General features: G+C 35.1%; 14 protein-coding genes and 1 CRISPR repeat array. Of the genes, 5 read left to right on the top strand and 9 right to left on the bottom strand.

Annotated elements, in window-relative coordinates; all coding sequences use genetic code 11:
* Positions 1 to 72: 72 nt before the first annotated feature.
* The 3 genes from typA to DBR39_RS22715 form a co-directional block, all read right to left on the bottom strand.
* Positions 73 to 1,878, bottom strand: a complete 1,806-nt coding sequence (gene typA, locus DBR39_RS22725) for a translational GTPase TypA (protein WP_103232727.1) — start codon at positions 1,876 to 1,878, stop codon at positions 73 to 75.
* Positions 1,879 to 2,012: 134 nt separating this feature from the next.
* Positions 2,013 to 2,219, bottom strand: a complete 207-nt coding sequence (locus DBR39_RS22720) for a bacteriocin-like protein (RefSeq protein WP_103232728.1) — start codon at positions 2,217 to 2,219, stop codon at positions 2,013 to 2,015.
* 110 nt (positions 2,220 to 2,329) lie between these two features.
* Positions 2,330 to 2,581, bottom strand: a complete 252-nt coding sequence (locus DBR39_RS22715) for a DUF1294 domain-containing protein (protein ID WP_124536963.1) — start codon at positions 2,579 to 2,581, stop codon at positions 2,330 to 2,332.
* 138 nt (positions 2,582 to 2,719) lie between these two features.
* Between DBR39_RS22715 and DBR39_RS22710 the strand changes: the two genes are divergently transcribed.
* Complete coding sequence (locus DBR39_RS22710; RefSeq protein ID WP_124536962.1) at positions 2,720 to 3,076, top strand: hypothetical protein; 357 nt, start codon at positions 2,720 to 2,722, stop codon at positions 3,074 to 3,076.
* Between the two features lie 89 nt (positions 3,077 to 3,165).
* On the opposite strand, the gene DBR39_RS22705 is transcribed toward DBR39_RS22710, so the two are convergent.
* A complete protein-coding gene (locus DBR39_RS22705; protein ID WP_124536961.1) occupies positions 3,166 to 3,843 on the bottom strand; it encodes a YceI family protein in 678 nt (225 codons plus the stop codon).
* A 109-nt stretch (positions 3,844 to 3,952) separates the two neighbouring features.
* Positions 3,953 to 4,264: a hypothetical protein gene (locus DBR39_RS22700; RefSeq protein WP_124536960.1), complete on the bottom strand. Its 312-nt coding sequence runs from the start codon at positions 4,262 to 4,264 to the stop codon at positions 3,953 to 3,955.
* A 288-nt stretch (positions 4,265 to 4,552) separates the two neighbouring features.
* Here DBR39_RS22700 and DBR39_RS22695 point away from each other — a divergent pair, with 288 nt between their 5' ends.
* A complete protein-coding gene (locus tag DBR39_RS22695) occupies positions 4,553 to 6,943 on the top strand; it encodes a hypothetical protein (RefSeq protein ID WP_124536959.1) in 2,391 nt (796 codons plus the stop codon).
* A 162-nt stretch (positions 6,944 to 7,105) separates the two neighbouring features.
* Positions 7,106 to 8,229: a CRISPR direct-repeat array (repeat unit 47 nt; unit sequence GTTGTGAATTGCTTTCAAAAATTATTATCTTCGTGATTAGTCACAGC).
* A gap of 57 nt (positions 8,230 to 8,286) precedes the next feature.
* Here the strand turns inward: DBR39_RS22695 and cas2 are convergent.
* Genes cas2 through cas9 form a run of 3 tightly spaced genes read right to left on the bottom strand, consistent with a single transcriptional unit; the run spans position 8,287 to position 13,327 of the window.
* Positions 8,287 to 8,625, bottom strand: coding sequence for a CRISPR-associated endonuclease Cas2 (gene cas2 / locus DBR39_RS22690; protein WP_034678328.1), 339 nt, complete (start codon positions 8,623 to 8,625; stop codon positions 8,287 to 8,289).
* Positions 8,622 to 9,515: a type II CRISPR-associated endonuclease Cas1 gene (cas1, locus tag DBR39_RS22685; RefSeq protein ID WP_124536957.1), complete on the bottom strand. Its 894-nt coding sequence runs from the start codon at positions 9,513 to 9,515 to the stop codon at positions 8,622 to 8,624. The genes cas2 and cas1 overlap by 4 nt, the downstream gene beginning before the upstream one ends.
* A gap of 5 nt (positions 9,516 to 9,520) precedes the next feature.
* A complete protein-coding gene (gene cas9, locus DBR39_RS22680; protein ID WP_185147245.1) occupies positions 9,521 to 13,327 on the bottom strand; it encodes a type II CRISPR RNA-guided endonuclease Cas9 in 3,807 nt (1,268 codons plus the stop codon).
* Positions 13,328 to 13,545: 218 nt separating this feature from the next.
* Here cas9 and DBR39_RS22675 point away from each other — a divergent pair, with 218 nt between their 5' ends.
* Genes DBR39_RS22675 through DBR39_RS22665 form a run of 3 tightly spaced genes read left to right on the top strand, consistent with a single transcriptional unit; the run spans position 13,546 to position 16,929 of the window.
* Positions 13,546 to 15,669, top strand: a complete 2,124-nt coding sequence (locus DBR39_RS22675; protein WP_124536953.1) for a Tex family protein — start codon at positions 13,546 to 13,548, stop codon at positions 15,667 to 15,669.
* Between the two features lie 43 nt (positions 15,670 to 15,712).
* The gene (locus tag DBR39_RS22670) at positions 15,713 to 16,360 is read left to right on the top strand and encodes an HAD family hydrolase (protein WP_185147244.1); all 648 of its coding nucleotides are present in this window, start codon (positions 15,713 to 15,715) and stop codon (positions 16,358 to 16,360) included.
* Between the two features lie 2 nt (positions 16,361 to 16,362).
* Positions 16,363 to 16,929 (top strand): RDD family protein, encoded by a 567-nt coding sequence (locus DBR39_RS22665; protein WP_124536949.1) that lies wholly within the window; start codon positions 16,363 to 16,365, stop codon positions 16,927 to 16,929.
* A 42-nt stretch (positions 16,930 to 16,971) separates the two neighbouring features.
* Here the strand turns inward: DBR39_RS22665 and DBR39_RS22660 are convergent, their stop codons facing one another.
* Entirely contained in the window at positions 16,972 to 18,543 is a 1,572-nt protein-coding gene (locus DBR39_RS22660) for a M20/M25/M40 family metallo-hydrolase (RefSeq protein ID WP_124536947.1), read from the bottom strand.
* Positions 18,544 to 18,846 lie beyond the last annotated feature (303 nt).

Here is an 18,846-nt window from a genome sequence, read left to right as displayed (position 1 = left end):
TAAGCATTTTAATGGGTTTATATAGAAAAAGCCTCGAAAATCGAGGCTTTGATTTTATGTATAAGATTTTTATTATGCTTTTGCAGATCTTTCTACTCTTTTTCTTTCTTCTTCAGAAAGTAATTTCTTTCTCATTCTGATAAAGTTTGGAGTAACCTCGATTGCTTCATCAGCCTGGATATATTCCATACATTCTTCAAGAGAGAATAAGATTTTTGGTGCAACACCTGTATCTTTATCTTTTCCAGAAGCTCTCATGTTATTCAACTGTTTTGCTTCAACGATGTTTACAACTAAGTCACCTGGCTTATTTTGCTCACCGATAACCATACCTGCATAGATCTCCTCACCCGGATCAACATAGAACTTACCTCTATCCTGTAATTTAGCGATAGAATATTCTGTAGCTGGACCTTGAGTTTTGCTGATCAACACCCCATTACTTCTTCCAGGAATAGCACCTTTGAAAGGCTTGTATTCTGTGAAACGGTGTGCCATAATAGCTTCACCTGCAGTAGCTGTCAACATTTGAGAACGCAATCCGATCAGACCTCTTGAAGGAATTTCGAATTCCATGTGCTGCATTTCACCTTTAGTTTCCATAATGTGAAGGTCACCTTTTCTCTGAGTTGCCAAGTCGATTACTCTTGAAGCAAATTCTTCAGGAACGTCAACAACTAAAGATTCATAAGGCTCACATTTTTCTCCGTCGATTTCTCTTAAGATAACCTGTGGCTGACCGATTGTCATTTCATACCCTTCTCTTCTCATTGTTTCAATTAAAACTGACAAGTGAAGAATACCTCTACCAAAAACTAAGAAAGTGTTTGCATCATCAGTCTGCTGAACTCTTAATGCTAAGTTTTTCTCTAATTCTTTGTATAATCTTTCTTTCAGGTGATTTGAAGTAACATATTTACCGTCTTTACCGAAGAAAGGTGAATTGTTAATTGAGAACGTCATGTTCAATGTAGGCTCATCAATTGCAGTTCTTTCCAATGGTTCAGGGTTTTCAAGATCTACGAAAGAATCTCCGATCTGGAAAGCATCAAAACCTACTACAGCACAGATATCTCCTGCTTGTACTTCAGTTACTTTTTTCTTTCCTAAACCTTCGAAAACGTATAATTCTTTTACTTTTCCTTTTACCACTTTTCCATCTGCCTGAGCAAGACCGATCCACTGAGATTCTTTAAGCTCTCCTCTTGTTACTTTTCCGATTGCAATTCTTCCTAAGAAAGAAGAGAAATCTAATGAAGTAATCTGCATCTGAAGATTTCCTTCAGTTATTTTAGGTTCAGGAACATACTGTAAGATCCCATCCAATAATGGCATAATATCTTCAGTTTGTTCTAATGAAGTGTTGAACCAACCTTGTTTTGAAGATCCATAGAATGTAGGGAAATCCAACTGCTCTTCTGTAGCTTCAAGGTTGAAGAACAAGTCAAATACTTTATCGTGAACTTCGTCAGGACGACAGTTTGGCTTATCTACTTTATTGATCACCACTAATGGTCTCAATCCTAATTCCAATGCTTTCTGTAGTACGAATCTTGTTTGTGGCATTGGTCCTTCGAACGCATCCACTAACAAAATAACCCCATCAGCCATTTTCAATACTCTCTCTACTTCTCCACCAAAATCGGCGTGACCAGGAGTATCAATTACGTTAATTTTTGTGTCTTTATAAGTAACAGAAATATTCTTGGATAAGATTGTGATCCCTCTTTCTCTTTCAAGATCGTTGTTATCCATAATTAACTCCCCACTTTCCTGATTTTCTCTGAAAATATTGGTAGCGTGAATGATCTTGTCAACCAAAGTCGTCTTTCCGTGGTCAACGTGTGCGATAATCGCAATATTTCTAATGTTTTGCATAAAAGATTTTTACGGGTGCAAAAGTAGTGATTTTTAATGAAAAAATATTTACTTATCGAAATATTTAATATTTTGTTTAAATAACTTATTTACAAGATTATAAAAAAGAGTGTTAAAAAACACCCTTTATTCTATTATATACAGATTTGTACATCACATGGATCTACTGCAGGCGGTTCACCACATATAATGTCAAACTCGCCACAGTTACTGGAGAATCCGGTTCCCCACCCCCATCTTACGGCACATGTATCGGCATCTTTACATCTTACCATTCCCTTAACAATTCCTCCATGAACTGATTTCATTTCAATTCTGGAAATTTTTTTGAGATTTTTCATGTTGTTTTGTTTATTTGTTATTAGCATGATAAAAATATAAAAAAATCACAACAACAACTATTTTATTATCATATTTAACATTTAACAAAAACAATGTAACCTTTTTTATATCAATGCCTTATCAATCGGTAAAAAAGGACCAGATTAATTAAAACCACAATGAAAAATTTTACAAGAAATGATTTTTTGGAAACTTTATGATTGAAAATAATCATTCCGAAGGCTGCTCCTACGACCCCTATAAGAGAAAGCCCCAAGAGAGTATTCTCGGAAATTCTCCATTGCTGTTTTTTGGCTTGCCATTTATCAAAGCCGAAAACTCCAAATGTAAATAGGTTAGTTATGAACAGGAAAGGAAGCATTCTAAAATTATTTTGCAGCAAAAATAAAGTTTAATTTATATATGGGGAAATTTCGAAAATTTAATCCAAGACACGAAAAATATATGTAGTGCTATCCGAACAAGATTTTTTACATTTGCCATTCATAAAAACGAATCAATGACAGTACAGGATCTTGCAGGAAGTTATTCTATCGAAGGAAGCAATCAGGAAGAGTCTTCACACGCTTCTTATCACGGCATATTAACCTTGTCCATTGATGAAAACAACCGAGTTATTGCCCAATGGCTTATTGGTGATCATCTGCAACACGGCACAGGGTTTTATAAGGACCATATTTTGGTGATCAACTTCAACTATGAAGGGGAAGATCATAACATCTATAAAGGAGTTGCGGTATACCGTTGTTTGAGTAAAGATGTGCTGGATGGATTCTGGTCTGAAAAACATAGTAATCCTTTGTACCTTGGAAGTGAATATTGTGTGAGAATTCAGAATTCGGGGATTTGGAATTGATTTCTTTTATCTTATTGAATACAGAAAACTCAAAAATAAAAGAGCTGCCTTCATGAAGACAGCTCAGTAGTTATTATCATTTAAATAACTTATTTTTTAGCTTTTACATCGATAGCAATCTCGATATCTTTGCTGATCATCCATTCTGCAGGGTCTGCTTCAGAAGTACCGAATTTGATTCCCCAGTCTGCTCTGTTTACTGTAAATTTAGCCTGAACAGCTGCTGATTTTTCTGTTACATCTACTTTAGCAGGGAAAGTAACATTCATTGTTTTTCCTGATAATGTAAGATTTCCGCTTACTGTTTTATTAGCTCCTGCTACTGCATCTTTTGGTGCTTCTTTCAAATCTGAAACACTTGTGATTTTGAAATCTGAAGTAGGGTTTTTCGCTACATCAAAGAAATCAGGATTTTTCAGGTGAGCTTCAAGATCTGCAGGTTTTTTATCTTTTTCTGTTACTGAAGCCGGATCTACTTTGATAGAGTTCATATCAATCACAAAGTTTCCAGCAGACACCTGACCTCCTTCAACACTGATATCTCCTGATTTTACAGTAAGTGTTCCCCAACGTGGAGCCATACCTCCTTTGTGAAATGCTTTCCAGTTTACTACTGAAGCTGCTGCATCTACTGCCAATACTTCACCTTTGCTCTCAGCTACTGTTTGCTCCTGAGCCGTAGCTGCTGAATCTGCAGATTTTTGTTTATCACATGATGCTAAAAGCAATCCTACTCCTACTAATGCAATTACGCTAATTTTTTTCATATTGAACTGTTTAAAAAGTTTGTTTGAAATTTTGTTGTTTTCGGGAACAAAAATAGAAAAACCTATTTGGAGGAACCTTATCATACATCAAGAAATACAAAATTCTATATTATTTGCAGTTGTAAACCCATTTACGAGACTCCTCTCTTCTATACTGTGAGTCATAACTGCTGGAGAATTCCTGGTTCTTCACCGTTTGATCTCTAAAGCAATCAGCTGCATTATCTTCCTGAAGATCACCTTTAGCAATCCATCCGGTGTCGGAATAATCTGTATAACTGCCATCATGTTCATTTTTAAATAGAACAACCCGCTCATACTCCTGTACCTTACATTTGCATTTTTTAGGTTCTTCATGCTCTCCTTGATAACAAGATGCTAAAAAAGAACAGCAAATGAATAATGTAAATATTTTTCTCATGTTATTAGTTTTGATATTATGAAAACATAAATAAGTAAAATATTTAAATACAAAACCATAGTAAATAGAAATTTAAAAATTAATTTTCAATCACTTAAGATTACATTCATAAAGACCGAGAATGGATTTTTAATTTATTTAATACAGAAGTCCATAAAATGTACTCCTACGATTTGTCTAAACTCAAATCTTTATATAATCTTCATTGTTTTATATTTTCATTATTGCACATCACAATAAAAATGTATTTTTGGCGATTCTTAAGAAAAACGCAAATTTTAATGGAATATGACAAAAAAACTAATAACACTATTAGCAGTAAGTACGATCTATTGTCTTAATGCGCAAACCAAGGCTGAAGAAGCTCTTAAAACATTTGAACAGAAATATCCTCAGGAAAAAATACATATACTGCTGGACAAAAGTAATTATATCGCGGGGGAAAATCTGTGGTTCAAGTCTTTTGTATTTGATGGTTACACTACATCTGCTATTTCTACTACCTTATTTGTAGAATTGTATGACAGCAACAAAAATCAGATCAGTAAAAAATTAGTCCCATTAATTAATGGAGAAGGAAGTGGAAACATTGCTCTTCCCGCTTCTTTGAAAGAAGACGTTTATTATATCAGAGCTTATACTGGATGGATGGCTAATTTCAATGAAGATTTTCAACTTATAAAACCTATTGCTGTTTATAATCCTTCATCACCGGAAAAATTAATAGCCAATCCTACTCCATGGACCGTATCCGCGTATCCGGAAAGCGGAAGTTTTATAGACGGAATCAATACAAAAATAGCAGTACGACTACAATCCAACGGAACAGCACCTTCTGACTGGGAAGGATATGTCGTAGATTCTGATAATCCGGATACAAAAATCATAACATTTAAAGGGTTTGACCAGAATATCGGACTATTCAATATCACTCCAAAAAGCGGAAAGAAATACCAATTGATTGTCCAGGATAAAAACGGACAAAAGCAAAATATCATGCTGCCTGAAGTCTCTTCATCAGGTATAAATCTACAGGTGATAAGTGATAAAGACCATGTAAAGTATACTTTAAAGTCCAAAAATCCATCTCAGGAATCTCAGTATTATACTGTTCTTGGAACAATTAATAATCAACTTGTTTATAAGGCGAAGATCAGCAAAATCAATAACGAGACTCAATATTCAATTTCCAACAACCAACTTGTCAGTGGAATTTTACAGCTTACTGTTTTTGATGATAAGGAGAATGTTGTTTCCAACAGGCTTTCTTTTGTTCAACCTCAGTTATTGCAGTTCAAACAACCAACATTGCAATCTCTTTCATTACGGGATGCACCTCGTGAAAAAAACTCATTTAACATTCCCAAAGATGCCAATTTTTCCAATTATACTGTTTTGGTGCTTGATGCCAATACAAAGAGTAGCGAAGAGGATCAGAGTTTATTGAGTTCCTTATGGCTAACCGGAGATATTACCTCATCCATTACCAATCCTGCCCAATACTTTACGAAAACCCGTAATACAGATGCACTGGATGCATTGCTGATTTCAGAAAAATGGAAGCGCTTCGAATGGAAATCCATTATGACAGGAAACTACCCAATGATCAAATATCAGCCGGAAAGTTATCTTTCTTACAAAGGAAAAGTAAATATTCAGGGAAAACCGGCTCCTAATACTGAAGTAAATTTAATTTTCGGTTCGGAACCCGGATCCAGAATGTCTCAGATAAAGTCTGATAACAATGGTTTTCTGACCTTGAACAATCTGGTTTTTGAGGACTCCATGAAATTCTTTTATCAATTAAATTCTGAGCCAAAGGATATTAATAATAATTATTCTGTTTACTTCCAGCCAACGTTCAGTTTTATCCCTTATAAAAAGAATCTGCCATCAACCTCTTATAAATTGGTTCAACGTCCTGCAGATGATAAACCTTCTGATGAAGTCAGCCGATCGCTTACAGCACTCAATGCCCAAAAAGTCATCAGTGAGAATATCACCAATATTGAAGAAATAAAATTGAAGGGAGAAGTAAAGAATAAGACTAAAAAATTAAATGATGAATTAAGCAGTCCCCAATTCAAAAGTGTTAATGAACAGGTTTTTGATTTTGTAAATGAAACCTCCATGATGACTTCAAACAATATTCTGAAGTGGCTGCAGGGAAGAGTTGCTGGCTTAACGATTCAAATGCAGCGCGGAAGCTACACCGCATCCCTAAGAGGAGCACAAGTGGGTATCTATCTTGACGAAATGCTTGTTGATCCCAGCCAGGTAGACAATATATCTACTTCCGACATCGCCATGGTAAAAGTTATAAAAGGTTTTTTTGCAGGCGGTTTCGGTGGTGGTGGTAATGGAGCAATCGCCATTTATAGCCGTCGAGGAGCTTCTTCCGAGAAAATTGTATCATCGAAGTTAAGACAGATTACATTAACCGGATATGATAAAGAAGCACCATTTGAGGCTCCTTCTTATGAAAATGAAAAATTTAAAGGAGTTGCACAGGATACCCGAAGTGTTCTTTACTGGAATTCCTTTCTTGAAGCGCTGCCTGAAGAGCCATCAAAAGTACAGTTTTACAACAATGATGATGCGAAGAAGTATAAAGTTATTATAATAGGATATGATAAAAACAATGATACTCCGCTTTATTATAATGAAGTACTGCCTTAATTAATTTCAAGTTTATTATACAGCCTGATTGCATTTTGTTGTAATCAGGCTTTTTTTATTTATTAAGCATTGCAAAAATAATAGTATAATTTTGGTAAAGAATAAATTACTATCTTCGTGATTGGTCACAGTTTTTTTTTAAAGTGCTACCCTAAGATGGCAGTTGTGAATTGCTTTCAAAAATTATTATCTTCGTGATTAGTCACAGCACGGCGATTCGTGGGAGTATTATCCCTATGGTTGTGAATTGCTTTCAAAAATTATTATCTTCGTGATTAGTCACAGCAACCGCTGAGGTGATTGGGGAGTGGCAGGAGTTGTGAATTGCTTTCAAAAATTATTATCTTCGTGATTAGTCACAGCTAAAGACATATTATATGCTTTTCTGGTAGGTTGTGAATTGCTTTCAAAAATTATTATCTTCGTGATTAGTCACAGCTGTGTTAAAGAGCGGTATTATAGTAAACGGGTTGTGAATTGCTTTCAAAAATTATTATCTTCGTGATTAGTCACAGCATACTTGAGTATATACTTAATGGTGTCGCTGTTGTGAATTGCTTTCAAAAATTATTATCTTCGTGATTAGTCACAGCTTTCATTTTTTAGATTTGAATCAGCATTTGGTTGTGAATTGCTTTCAAAAATTATTATCTTCGTGATTAGTCACAGCCTTCACTTCTAGAGTAGAACTGCTCCCATTGTTGTGAATTGCTTTCAAAAATTATTATCTTCGTGATTAGTCACAGCCTATTTCTTCTACAACCCTAACTGTTACTGGTTGTGAATTGCTTTCAAAAATTATTATCTTCGTGATTAGTCACAGCGGACACCGCAAAGGATTGGGACAATGATGGGTTGTGAATTGCTTTCAAAAATTATTATCTTCGTGATTAGTCACAGCTGTCGGTGATTCTAACAGCTCCAGTGTTGTGTTGTGAATTGCTTTCAAAAATTATTATCTTCGTGATTAGTCACAGCGTTCATCCACTTGGAATATATCGGTCCTGGGTTGTGAATTGCTTTCAAAAATTATTATCTTCGTGATTAGTCACAGCCTAACGATTCAGGATCATCTTGGCTTGAGCGTTGTGAATTGCTTTCAAAAATTATTATCTTCGTGATTAGTCACAGCGAGTTTAATATATTCCTGGACGCTATTAGTGTTGTGAATTGCTTTCAAAAATTATTATCTTCGTGATTAGTCACAGCTGAAGAGTCTTTATTGTTGGAAGGGTCAAAGTTGTGAATTGCTTTCAAAAATTATTATCTTCGTGATTAGTCACAGCCTCAAAAAACAATCTACTGAAAATCAGCAGATTGTTTTTGTTCTTAGGATTTAAAATTTAGAATAATTCAAGCTGTTGAAAGGTTGGAGGCGGTTCTTCTTTATTTCTGGCAAAGAATATTTCAATATCTCCAAACTGTTTATCAGTGATACACATAATGGCAACTTTACCTGCTTTTGGAAGCATAAACTTCACTCTTTTAATATGAACCTCAGCATTTTCGCGACTTGGACAATGTCTTACATACATTGAAAACTGAAATAATGTGAAACCATCATCAAGCAAAGATTTACGAAAGCGATTGGCATCTTTCATATTGGCTTTAGTTTCTGTCGGTAAATCATATAATACTAAAACCCACATAATTCGGTAAGCATTAAACCTTTCGGCATTCATATTAATTCAGGATAAGAGATCAAACGTTTTTCTCCCGTATAGCATTTATACAGTGATGTGGCTGTTGTTTTTACCGCAACTAATAATGGTCTGATTTTATCATCTATTTTCACATCTTTGGTTGCAATCTGTAAGATGAAAGCTTTAAATTCTTTAGTTAATTCTTCAGTTTCTGAATTGACTGCAAGCCATTGCATTACTAGTAAATCGATAAAAGGGCGATAAGGTTCCATCAGGTCATCGGCAAGACAGTAAGGATTATATTTATTTTTATGGAAAATTCCTAGAACAGGAAGCAATCCGGTCTCTACAATCGCTCTTGCAACAATGCTTCTTAGAACCGAATATCCAAAATTGAAAAACTGATTGGGTGAATCTCCAAAACGTTGTCTCAAAAAATCCAGACTGATGAGATACTTCCAATAATGTTGTGCAGCAATGCCTTCCATATTGGTCATATCACCGCTTTTCACGTTATTCTGATAATCAATCATTGGTTCATAATAATTTCCTAACCGTTTTAAAACTTCTTTTTGATTTTCAATTTTACATTCGACAGTTTGTTTCCAAAGTTGTTTTTTGAGTGGTTCACTGGCTTCTAATTGGTCTTTGATCCGATCGGAATGCTCAGTATGCCCATACAACGGAAGCATAATTCCGTGTGGTAAATGATGGCTATCACAACTGACCACTACCACATTGTTCCCCATCATTTTCTGAATTAACTGATGTGAGATGGTAATCTGGAAATGATCCAACATCAGCAACCCCAAATCTTCCACTGGAACTTTACCTTTCATTTCTTGAGTAGAAGGTTCCAAAATATACATTTGCTCATCTTTAAGTTTAAGATAAGCAGGATTGCCAATGTAGATGGAACGAGTGATCATAATTATTATTCTCCTATTTTAGTAATTTCTCCTAAATGATTCAATCTGACTTTTATTGGATTTAAAGAAAACAAAGAGCCCAAACTTCTAATATTATAAAGTCTTTTACTTTCTTTAACACCATCGGTTTTCTTTAAATCAGAATTTTTAGTTTCTAAATGATGCCTGAACCAATAATTATTTTCAGAAATACTCCAAACTAAGTACAAATGTTTACTCAATAGAGATTTATCATTAATTTTTATTGTTTCATCAAATTCATCTTGTGATAAACCAAGAATAAACATTTCATTTTGCTGCATACTAAATTTTAAATTGAGTTTATCCGCAGGTAATTTGTCCAAAACTGATCCTGGAAGTTCTTTGTCTAATAATTGGTTCCAAACATCGGATGAATTTCCAATAACAGCAGGAATATTGTATTTTTTTCGTTCTACTGCATGCCAAAATGTACAACTATGCTGAACAAGTTTATTGTCTTTATCTTCATAAATTGCGATATGATGATTATTTCCTGTCAAAACAAAACCAATATCTTTACCATTTTCATCTCTCTTAATTGTCTGTAAATTGTTAGCATCTGGACGTGCAAACAAACGAACAGTTATAATCGGAATTTGTTTTTCTTCGTTAAACCATAATGTATCCTTGAAAGCTTCTTTTTCTTTATTTCCAAATTGAACAAGCCTTTCTTTTACTAAAGATTTCACTCTTTCGTCAACAATATCATCAGCCTGAATTGCTTTTATATTTTGTAACTTATATTTCAAAACAGTGGCATCATTGTAGCAGGATGCTTTTTCTAAGATCTCGTTTTTTTCTTTATTGAAAAAGATCGGATTTTTCTTTACTGTTGATAAAGCCTTTTTAAAATTATTCTCATTTTCTGAGAGCCTTGTTTCAACAAGATTTCTAACTTTTGGATTTACAATTTTATCTGAGTTTTCAAACAGGTATTTTAAAGGTTTATCATTCTCGATTACTTTTATCTTACCATAAACAGATTGTTCGTGTAAAGCCCCTCTTGGAACGATTACACCTGTCTCTGTATTTTTTCCTGTTGCCTTAAATTTAGTTATCGTTGCAACCTTTTTACCTGCTTTAAAAGAAATTAAAACTTTATCAGCTTCTTTCATTACTTCCTGTGTACTAAAAGGCTTCTGAGTTTTTAGATATTTTTCTAAAAGTGTAGTCTTTTCGTTAAATTCTATTTTAGCTTCCCCAACTTCTTTTATCATCAAATCTTTTGTCTCACTCGAATTCAAAGTATTTATCCGTTGAATAAAACCTTGTTTTGTACATGCAATTACTAAAGCATCAATGGCATGATGACGATGATCGTCTCTTTTTGTCCAGTTTTCGATTTCTTCTTTTTGATGTTTTCTTTTCCCGTGTTCGCTTGTCCACTCTTTGATGATGGTTTGCCCTAATTCTCTGTATTTAGGCATTTGTAGATTCATTAAAACATCATCCCAACCCCATAAATTACGAAGTTTTGCAGTCACTCCACCTTCTGTTGTTGTTACACTATTGCATACTTTTTGCAAAATTTCTTTTGATTTACGAGAAATATACTGAGTATCTCTCAATTGCCTGTCTATGAAATTTTCCCAAAGCTTCTTATCCGTTTCTGTTTCTTTTCCAAGTTTTTTCCTTTCCAAGTACTCTTTGTGTGAAACTTTCAACCTTTGCATTTTACTGTAAGAGATAATTCCTCTCTTGAACCAATCATCTACCCTTTCTGAATATACCCTAACCTGTTCATCACCTTTTGTAGCAATATAATCATACGCAGTTTGATTAGTTTTTGTAGAGTTACATTTTCGATGAACCAAAACTTTGTTGGTCTGTGAGTCATCAAATAATAAAGCTTTCGGTACAATATGGTCAACATCATAAGCATCTCCACTCAAAGCTTCTGTTAAATTGAAAGTTTCTCCACAATAAATACATTGATTATTGACGTGAGCATCTTTCAGGTTTTTACTAAGTGATGGAAAAATGAATTTATATTTTTGAATATAACGCTTGGTTACTGGGAGCCCTAATTCCGCTAATCGTTTTCCAATTTCCTCATTGAGCTTTTTATTTTTAGAGTTTTGCAAATCAGTTTCATTTCGCTCGTCTTTACTTTGTTTAAGTTGACGGGCAAGTTCAACTCTAATTTCAGATGGTTTTCCGTATTGCTCAAGAATTGCATTAACTACATTAATCATCTGATTCAGAATTTTCTCGACAATAGGCTGTCTCAAACTATTTTTAGGAAGAAGTTCTAATCGGTCTAAGGTAATTTGCTGTTCTCTTTCATCTTTCGTCAAAGAATTAGAATGGTTATAACCTGCCAAACTGCAGGATTGAGAATAATCATAGCCTTCCATCAGAAAAGGAAGAATTTTTCTCATCGATTTATTCGATTTATTACCGAAAGCCTGTTTGTTAAAATCGATACGAGATAATTTTTCAGCAATGTCTTTATCGAAGCCAAATCTTTTAATTAATGCATTTTTACACTCATCTAAATCTTTCAGGGAATAAATGGTATGCCATAGTTGATATAACGGTTCTTTTTCCAAAGACGCGTCAAGTTCAAGACCAGCTCTTTCTTCAAGAATTTCGCCTGTTTTCTTATCCACCAATATCGCAGTATGATTTGAAGTAATGATAGATACATCAAAATTCAAAAATTCATTATCGCCTAAAACACTATGAAGCATTGCATACGTATCATTTCCTTTAATACCTTTCAGGATTTGTTTATTCACATATACATTTTCTTTTTTTAATTCTAAAATTTCGAGAAGTTTATTAAAGCTTAAACTTTCATTTTTAAATAAATAATCTGCTAAAATTTCTTTCTCCTTTAAATCCGGAATCTTTTCACCCCATTTATATTGGGTTCCTTCTGGATTTTTTATTTTTAAAGTAATCGTATTGACAACTTCCCAGATCCGGCAAAGCTGAAACAATGGAGACGTTTTAGGAGCTACTTTAGGCCCAATAAACACCACTTTATTTTTGTTTTTTTCCTTATCAAAAACAGTTTTCTCAAAACCTTCAAGTTCACAAATACTCACTAATCCTTTCTGAGATTTCAGTTTCCTTTGAAAATAAATGATTTCATTTCTTAATTGATGGACCACTTTATCTGTGAGAAAATCATGCTTATCTTTTTGAGCATTAATTATAGTATCAAACTCTTCTATGTAAGCTTCTCTTGGATAAACTTCTTCTTTGATTCTAAAATACTGTTGATTATTTTTGTCTGAAAAAGCGGTAGAAAGCCCCTCATAAAAATACTGTCCAATAGTCTGCTCTCTGTCTTTCAACTGAGCGTAACGTCCTTTTACCGCCTGAACATAATCTGTATCTTTTTTATCGGAATTAGCTTCATTTCTGGCAGACTTATACCCTCTTTTCTGATTAAGCATATAGAAAATGCGTCCTAATTGTTGTGCAGAAATATTTTCATTGGGATTAGCAGAGTCACTTCTTAGTTTCCATAAATCAAGCATTGGAAGCTTTAACAATTCTTCTGTTGGGAAAATATTGTACTTATTCAGAATTTTCTTTAAATCACTTTTCTTTAATTGTTTTCTATCATAGCCTTTTCTCTGAGTACGGCTTACCGTTCTACTTTGATTTTTGGTAATTGACAAACCTCTTTGAAATTCTTCCTTATCACTTGTTGATAAAGGAATTATTCTGGAACCCATAGAAATAATTCGGATAGGGATATTATTTTCATCAACTTCTATTAAAGCCCACCCAATAGAGTTCGTTCCCAAGTCTAATCCAAGTATATTTTTAATCATCATTCTAATTTTTGATACTACATAAAAATAGAAATAAAAAAAATATCCGAATTACGGATTTCCATAATTATGGCAAAGATTTTTTCTTCTATATTTGTAATAATAATTTTGAAAAGCAATTCACAATAAGGATTATTCCGTTGTGAAAACATTCAAGGCGGGGCAACTCGCCTTTTTTCTTTTTAAAAACCCTATTTTAGCTATCCGAAAACAGAACAATGACGACCGTAGAATTTATACAAAAACAGCTCAATATTTCTGAAAAGAGCATCAACAATACTTTACAATTATTAGCAGAAGACTGCACTATTCCTTTTATTTCCCGTTACCGAAAAGATAAAACCGGAAATCTTGATGAAGTACAGATCGAACAGATCTCAAAAATCAGCAAGCAGTTTGAAGACATTGTCAAAAGGAAAGAATCTATTTTAAAATCTATAGAAGAACAGAATGCTTTAACTCCTGAGCTTCAGCAAAGAATTGAAGACAGCTTTGATATTCAGGAGCTGGAAGACTTATATCTGCCTTTCAAAAAACGGAAGAAGACCAAAGCTGATGCTGCCAAAGAAAAAGGACTGGAACCTTTAGCCAGGATCATTATGAGTCAGAAAAATAATGACATTCAGTTTCTGGCTTCAAAGTATCTGAACAATGAGGTAGCCTCCGAAGAAGAAGCGCTTCAGGGTGCCAGAGACATCATGGCAGAGTGGATCAATGAAAATATGTATGTCCGTAAGAATCTCCGCAGACTCTTTCAGCGTAAGGCAGTTGTTACATCCAAAGTAGTAAAAACTAAAAAAGATGAAGAAGATGCCCAAAAATTCTCCCAATATTTTGAATGGGAAGAAAGCCTTAGCAGAACACCTTCTCACAGACTTCTCGCCATGTTAAGAGCTGAAACGGAAGGATTTGTAAAAACGAACATAGGAATAGATAAGGAAGAAGCCATTGATTTTATTGAAAAGGCTATTATCAAATCTAATAATGAAAGTTCGGACCAGATAGCACTCGCTATAAAAGACAGCTATAAAAGACTTTTAGAACCGGCAATTTCGAACGAAGCACTACAGGAAGCCAAAGAAAAAGCAGATCAAAAGGCCATTGAGATATTTTCCGGAAATTTAAGCCAGCTCCTTCTGGCTCCTCCGTTAGGACAGAAAAGAATCCTGGCTATTGATCCCGGATATAGAAGCGGATGTAAAGTGGTATGTCTGGATGAAAAAGGAGACTTATTGCACAATGAAACCCTCTACCCTCACGCTCCGCAGAATGAAAGTGGAATGGCTATGAAAAAGATCCGTTCTATGGTCAATGCTTATAATATTGAAGCCATTTCTATTGGTAACGGAACGGCTAGCCGTGAAACTGAATTTTTCATTAAAAAGATTGCTTTTGATAAGCCTTTGCAGGTTTTTGTAGTTTCAGAAGCAGGAGCCTCGGTTTATTCCGCAAGTAAGATTGCAAGAGATGAGTTTCCTACCTATGATGTCACAGTACGTGGTGCTGTTTCCATCGGAAGAAGACTTTCTGATCCATTGGCAGAATTGGTGAAAATTGATCCGAAATCTATTGGTGTTGGACAGTATCAGCATGATGTAGATCAGACTCAACTGAAAAATGAACTGGATTCTACGGTGATGAAATGTGTAAACTCTGTGGGAATTAATCTAAATACCGCAAGTAAGTCTCTTTTAAGCTATGTTTCAGGAATCGGAGAGAAAATGGCTGAAAATATTGTCAATTATCGTGCTGAAAACGGAGCATTTGAAGACAGAAAACAGCTTAAAAAAGTTCCAAGGCTCGGTGAAAAAGCATTCCAGCAGGCAGCCGCTTTTGTAAGAATTACGAATGCTAAAAATCCGTTGGATAATTCTGCTGTACACCCTGAAGCATATGGAATCGTAGAAAAAATAGCCAAAGATTTAGGAATCAAAACGGATGAACTGATCGCCAACAAAGAAAAAATAGCTCTGGTAAAACCGGAAAGCTATATCACCGGTGAAATCGGGATCTTAGGAATTAAAGATATTTTAAAGGAGCTTGAAAAGCCGGGTCTGGATCCAAGAAAAGCAGCCAAAGTATTTGAATTTGATCCTAATGTTAAAAGCATTAAAGACTTAAAGGCAGGCATGATTCTTCCGGGAATTATCAATAATATTACAGCTTTCGGATGTTTTGTAGATCTTGGGATAAAAGAAAGCGGACTGGTTCATATTTCCCAGCTGAAAGATGGATTTGTCTCTGACGTCAATGAAGTGGTAAAACTTCACCAGCATGTCCGCGTAAAGGTAACAGAAGTAGACGAAGCCAGAAAAAGAGTACAGCTGAGTATGATTTTGTAATTTAATGACTGTATCGTAAAGTATAAACCACAAAATATCAGTTTTGAGTACAAAGAACTTAATTTTTGATCTGGATGGGACATTATGGGACCCCAGAGCAACCATCATCAAAATATGGAATAAGGTATTGGCCGGACATCAGTTGATCCAAAGAGAACTGAAGCCTGAAGATATGGATCAATACATGGGATTATTGGCTCATGATATTCTGAAAGATATGATTCCCGGCATTTCTGATCTGCAGGCCCAGGAACTTCTTTCTGAAATTGTAGCCGAAGAGAATAAAGTCCTTCGCATACAGGGCGGAATTTTATATGAAGAGGTAGAAGAAACCTTGAAAAGCCTTGCCAATACGCATTCACTTTTTATCGTAAGCAATTGTCAGGATGGTTATATTGAATCATTTTTAGAGTATTATCAGTTCAGCAACCTGTTTGTAGATTTTGAATCTCACGGACGAACCAAAAAGCCAAAATCTGAAAACATACAGCTTCTCATGGAAAGAAACCAATTATCCACAGAAGATTCTGTATATATTGGAGATACCCAGACTGATTATGATTCAGCAGGCTCTAACAGATTACCGTTTATTTTCTGTAAATATGGTTTTGGTAAGCTAAACAATTCTCTTTACGAACCATCCGTTCTTACATTTTCAGACTTAAAAATCTTTGTTTCTGATAGTATATAATAATGAAGATATCTGAGCTTAAAGAAAAGAGAATTATTCATAGACCTACCCGACATTTTGATGAATTGGGAAACAGGATCTATAACGAATTCGAATATGAGTTGCCTTATGTTCCTACTCATAAAGGAAATGAAACGGAACGCCTTTTTTCCAAAGTGATTGATATGATTCCGTTTTTCATCATATTCGTATTGATATTCCATCTGCCTGTCTTTTTCGGTGTCGTCCTTTCGATTCCTTGTGTGATTATATCGGGAACATTTTGTGAATGGTATTTTGGAACCACTTTAGGTAAGAAAATTTTTAAGCTTAAAATCCTTGATGATTATGGTAATCAGCCAGGTCTTATAAAATCATTGTTAAGAAATATTTTGTGCCTGGCCAATTTTTGCCCGATTTTAACAGATTACACGCCTCCGCCTAGTCATACCTGGGAAACACAAGGCACTCAAATGAACTTCAGCATGCATTTGAATAACAAGATCTGCAAAACTCATATTGTGAAAGAAAATAAGATAAAAGAAATAAGAGAACTGCTTCGTCAGGAATACAAAAAGGCTGCCCTCTAAGGCAGCCTTTTATTTTCTTAATCCTACTCTTAGAATAGAATTTTATTTATAATCCTTAGAACTCCTTCTAGGCTCTTTTAGTTCCGGCCATTTTACCGTATCTCCTTTCTCATCCTGAGGCATTACTCTTTTTTCTCTGTTGCTAAATTCAGGATCTTCGGACGCCATATATGCTAATGCAGCCGTTAGAATCACATTATTTTTCACCTCATCGAAAACGATTTTGTCATAGGTATCTTTTGTCGTATGCCATGTATATCCGAAATACCCCCAGTTCAGGGAACCTAAAGAAATTCCGGGTACTCCTGCTGCCACAAATGAAGCGTGGTCAGAACCACCGCCACCCGGCATTCCTGGGAAATCAGTTTTAATATGGCTTTTTACCGCTTTTGGAACGCCATCAAGCCATTTCCCGATATAATCATACGCTTTTACAAATCCTTGACCGCTGATATTCACAACACGTCCGGTCCCGTTATCCTGGTTAAAAGCAGCCTGTACTCCTTTTATAATCTGAGGATTATCTGCAACAAAGCCTCTGGAACCATTCAATCCCTGCTCTTCACTTCCCCAAAGTCCGATCACGATAGTTCTCTTGTTATTAGGATAATATTTTTTAAGAATCCTCATCGTTTCCAGCATGGTAATTGTACCGGTTCCATTATCTGTAGCTCCCTGAGCTCCATCCCACGAATCCAGGTGAGCGGATAGAATGACATATTCATCAGGTTTTTCTTTCCCTTTAATCATCCCGATTGTATTAAAACTTTTAGCTTCAGGAAGTATTTTTGACTGAGCATCAATTTTGATTTTAGGCTGAGCTCCTTTTTCTGCCATTCTGTAAAGCATTCCATAATCTTCTACATCAATATCAACCATAGGAATTTTGGTTGTTTTTGCTCCGAATATTCTGTTTGCTCCCATGATTCCAGTCCAGTTTGAAATAGCAATTCCTGCCGCTCCTGCTTTTTCCAGAGCATCCGGAAGGCTGTTGTTATCATATCCGATGTTCTTTACATAAGCTGTGAAATCCTTGGCAGCCTGATCTTTTTCTGCTTTAAGCTTTTCATACAATTCCGGAGTAGCAAATTCTTTGATCTGCTCATCAGAACGTCCGATTTTCTGATATTGTGCCATCAGCACTATTTTTCCTTTTACAGAAGGAAGCCATTGATCAAACTCAGCTTTTGAAGATACTTTAGGAAGAATAATCACTTCTGCTTCAATCGCTTTTTTAGTAGCCGGGCTCCATGCAAGCTGCGTTGCAGATAGAGATTTCATCCGTGGATAAGTCATATCAACATGAGTAGTACCTCTCTGCCATCCCTTCCATGTTCCGAATTGCTGAAGATTGGCATCTACTCCCCATGAACGAAGCTTACCTGCACTCCATTCGTTTGCGGCAAGCATTTCAGGAGTTCCTACAAGACGGGGGCCAATACCGTCCAATAACTCGTAGGCAAGATTTTCCAACTGGGAATTATTATTTACTTCATCTACAAAACTTTTTACGATAGGGTTTAACCTTTCTTTGGGGTCAACCTTTACCTGAGCCCAGGAAAACTGAGCAGCCAGCACTACGGCAGGCACTGCAAAAAATCTATTTATCCTCATAATATATATTGATTGGTTTAAAGATAAAAGAAATTAAGGAGATGGTAAAAGATTGAGCCTAAAAAAGAGCCTTTTCATAGATATTCTTAACTTTTTCATCTTTATTAAAGAACAAAAATTAATGAATAACTATAATTCATAAAAAAAGACCATCAAATAAGACAGTCTTTATGTATTTCTCTGAAGTCGAGTTCTTATTTTCCATTAAGAAATATCTGTTCTTATTCGGAAAGCAATGTTGTTCCTCTTTTTACAGGTACATTATCCCAGATACTGATTTTAAAAAGTACAATTTAAAAAATT

The organism is Chryseobacterium sp. KBW03 (genome assembly GCF_003852415.1).
Classification (GTDB): domain Bacteria; phylum Bacteroidota; class Bacteroidia; order Flavobacteriales; family Weeksellaceae; genus Chryseobacterium; species Chryseobacterium viscerum.
Note: the sequence above shows the minus strand (reverse complement) of the source record. Positions and strands in the feature narration are given on the sequence as shown.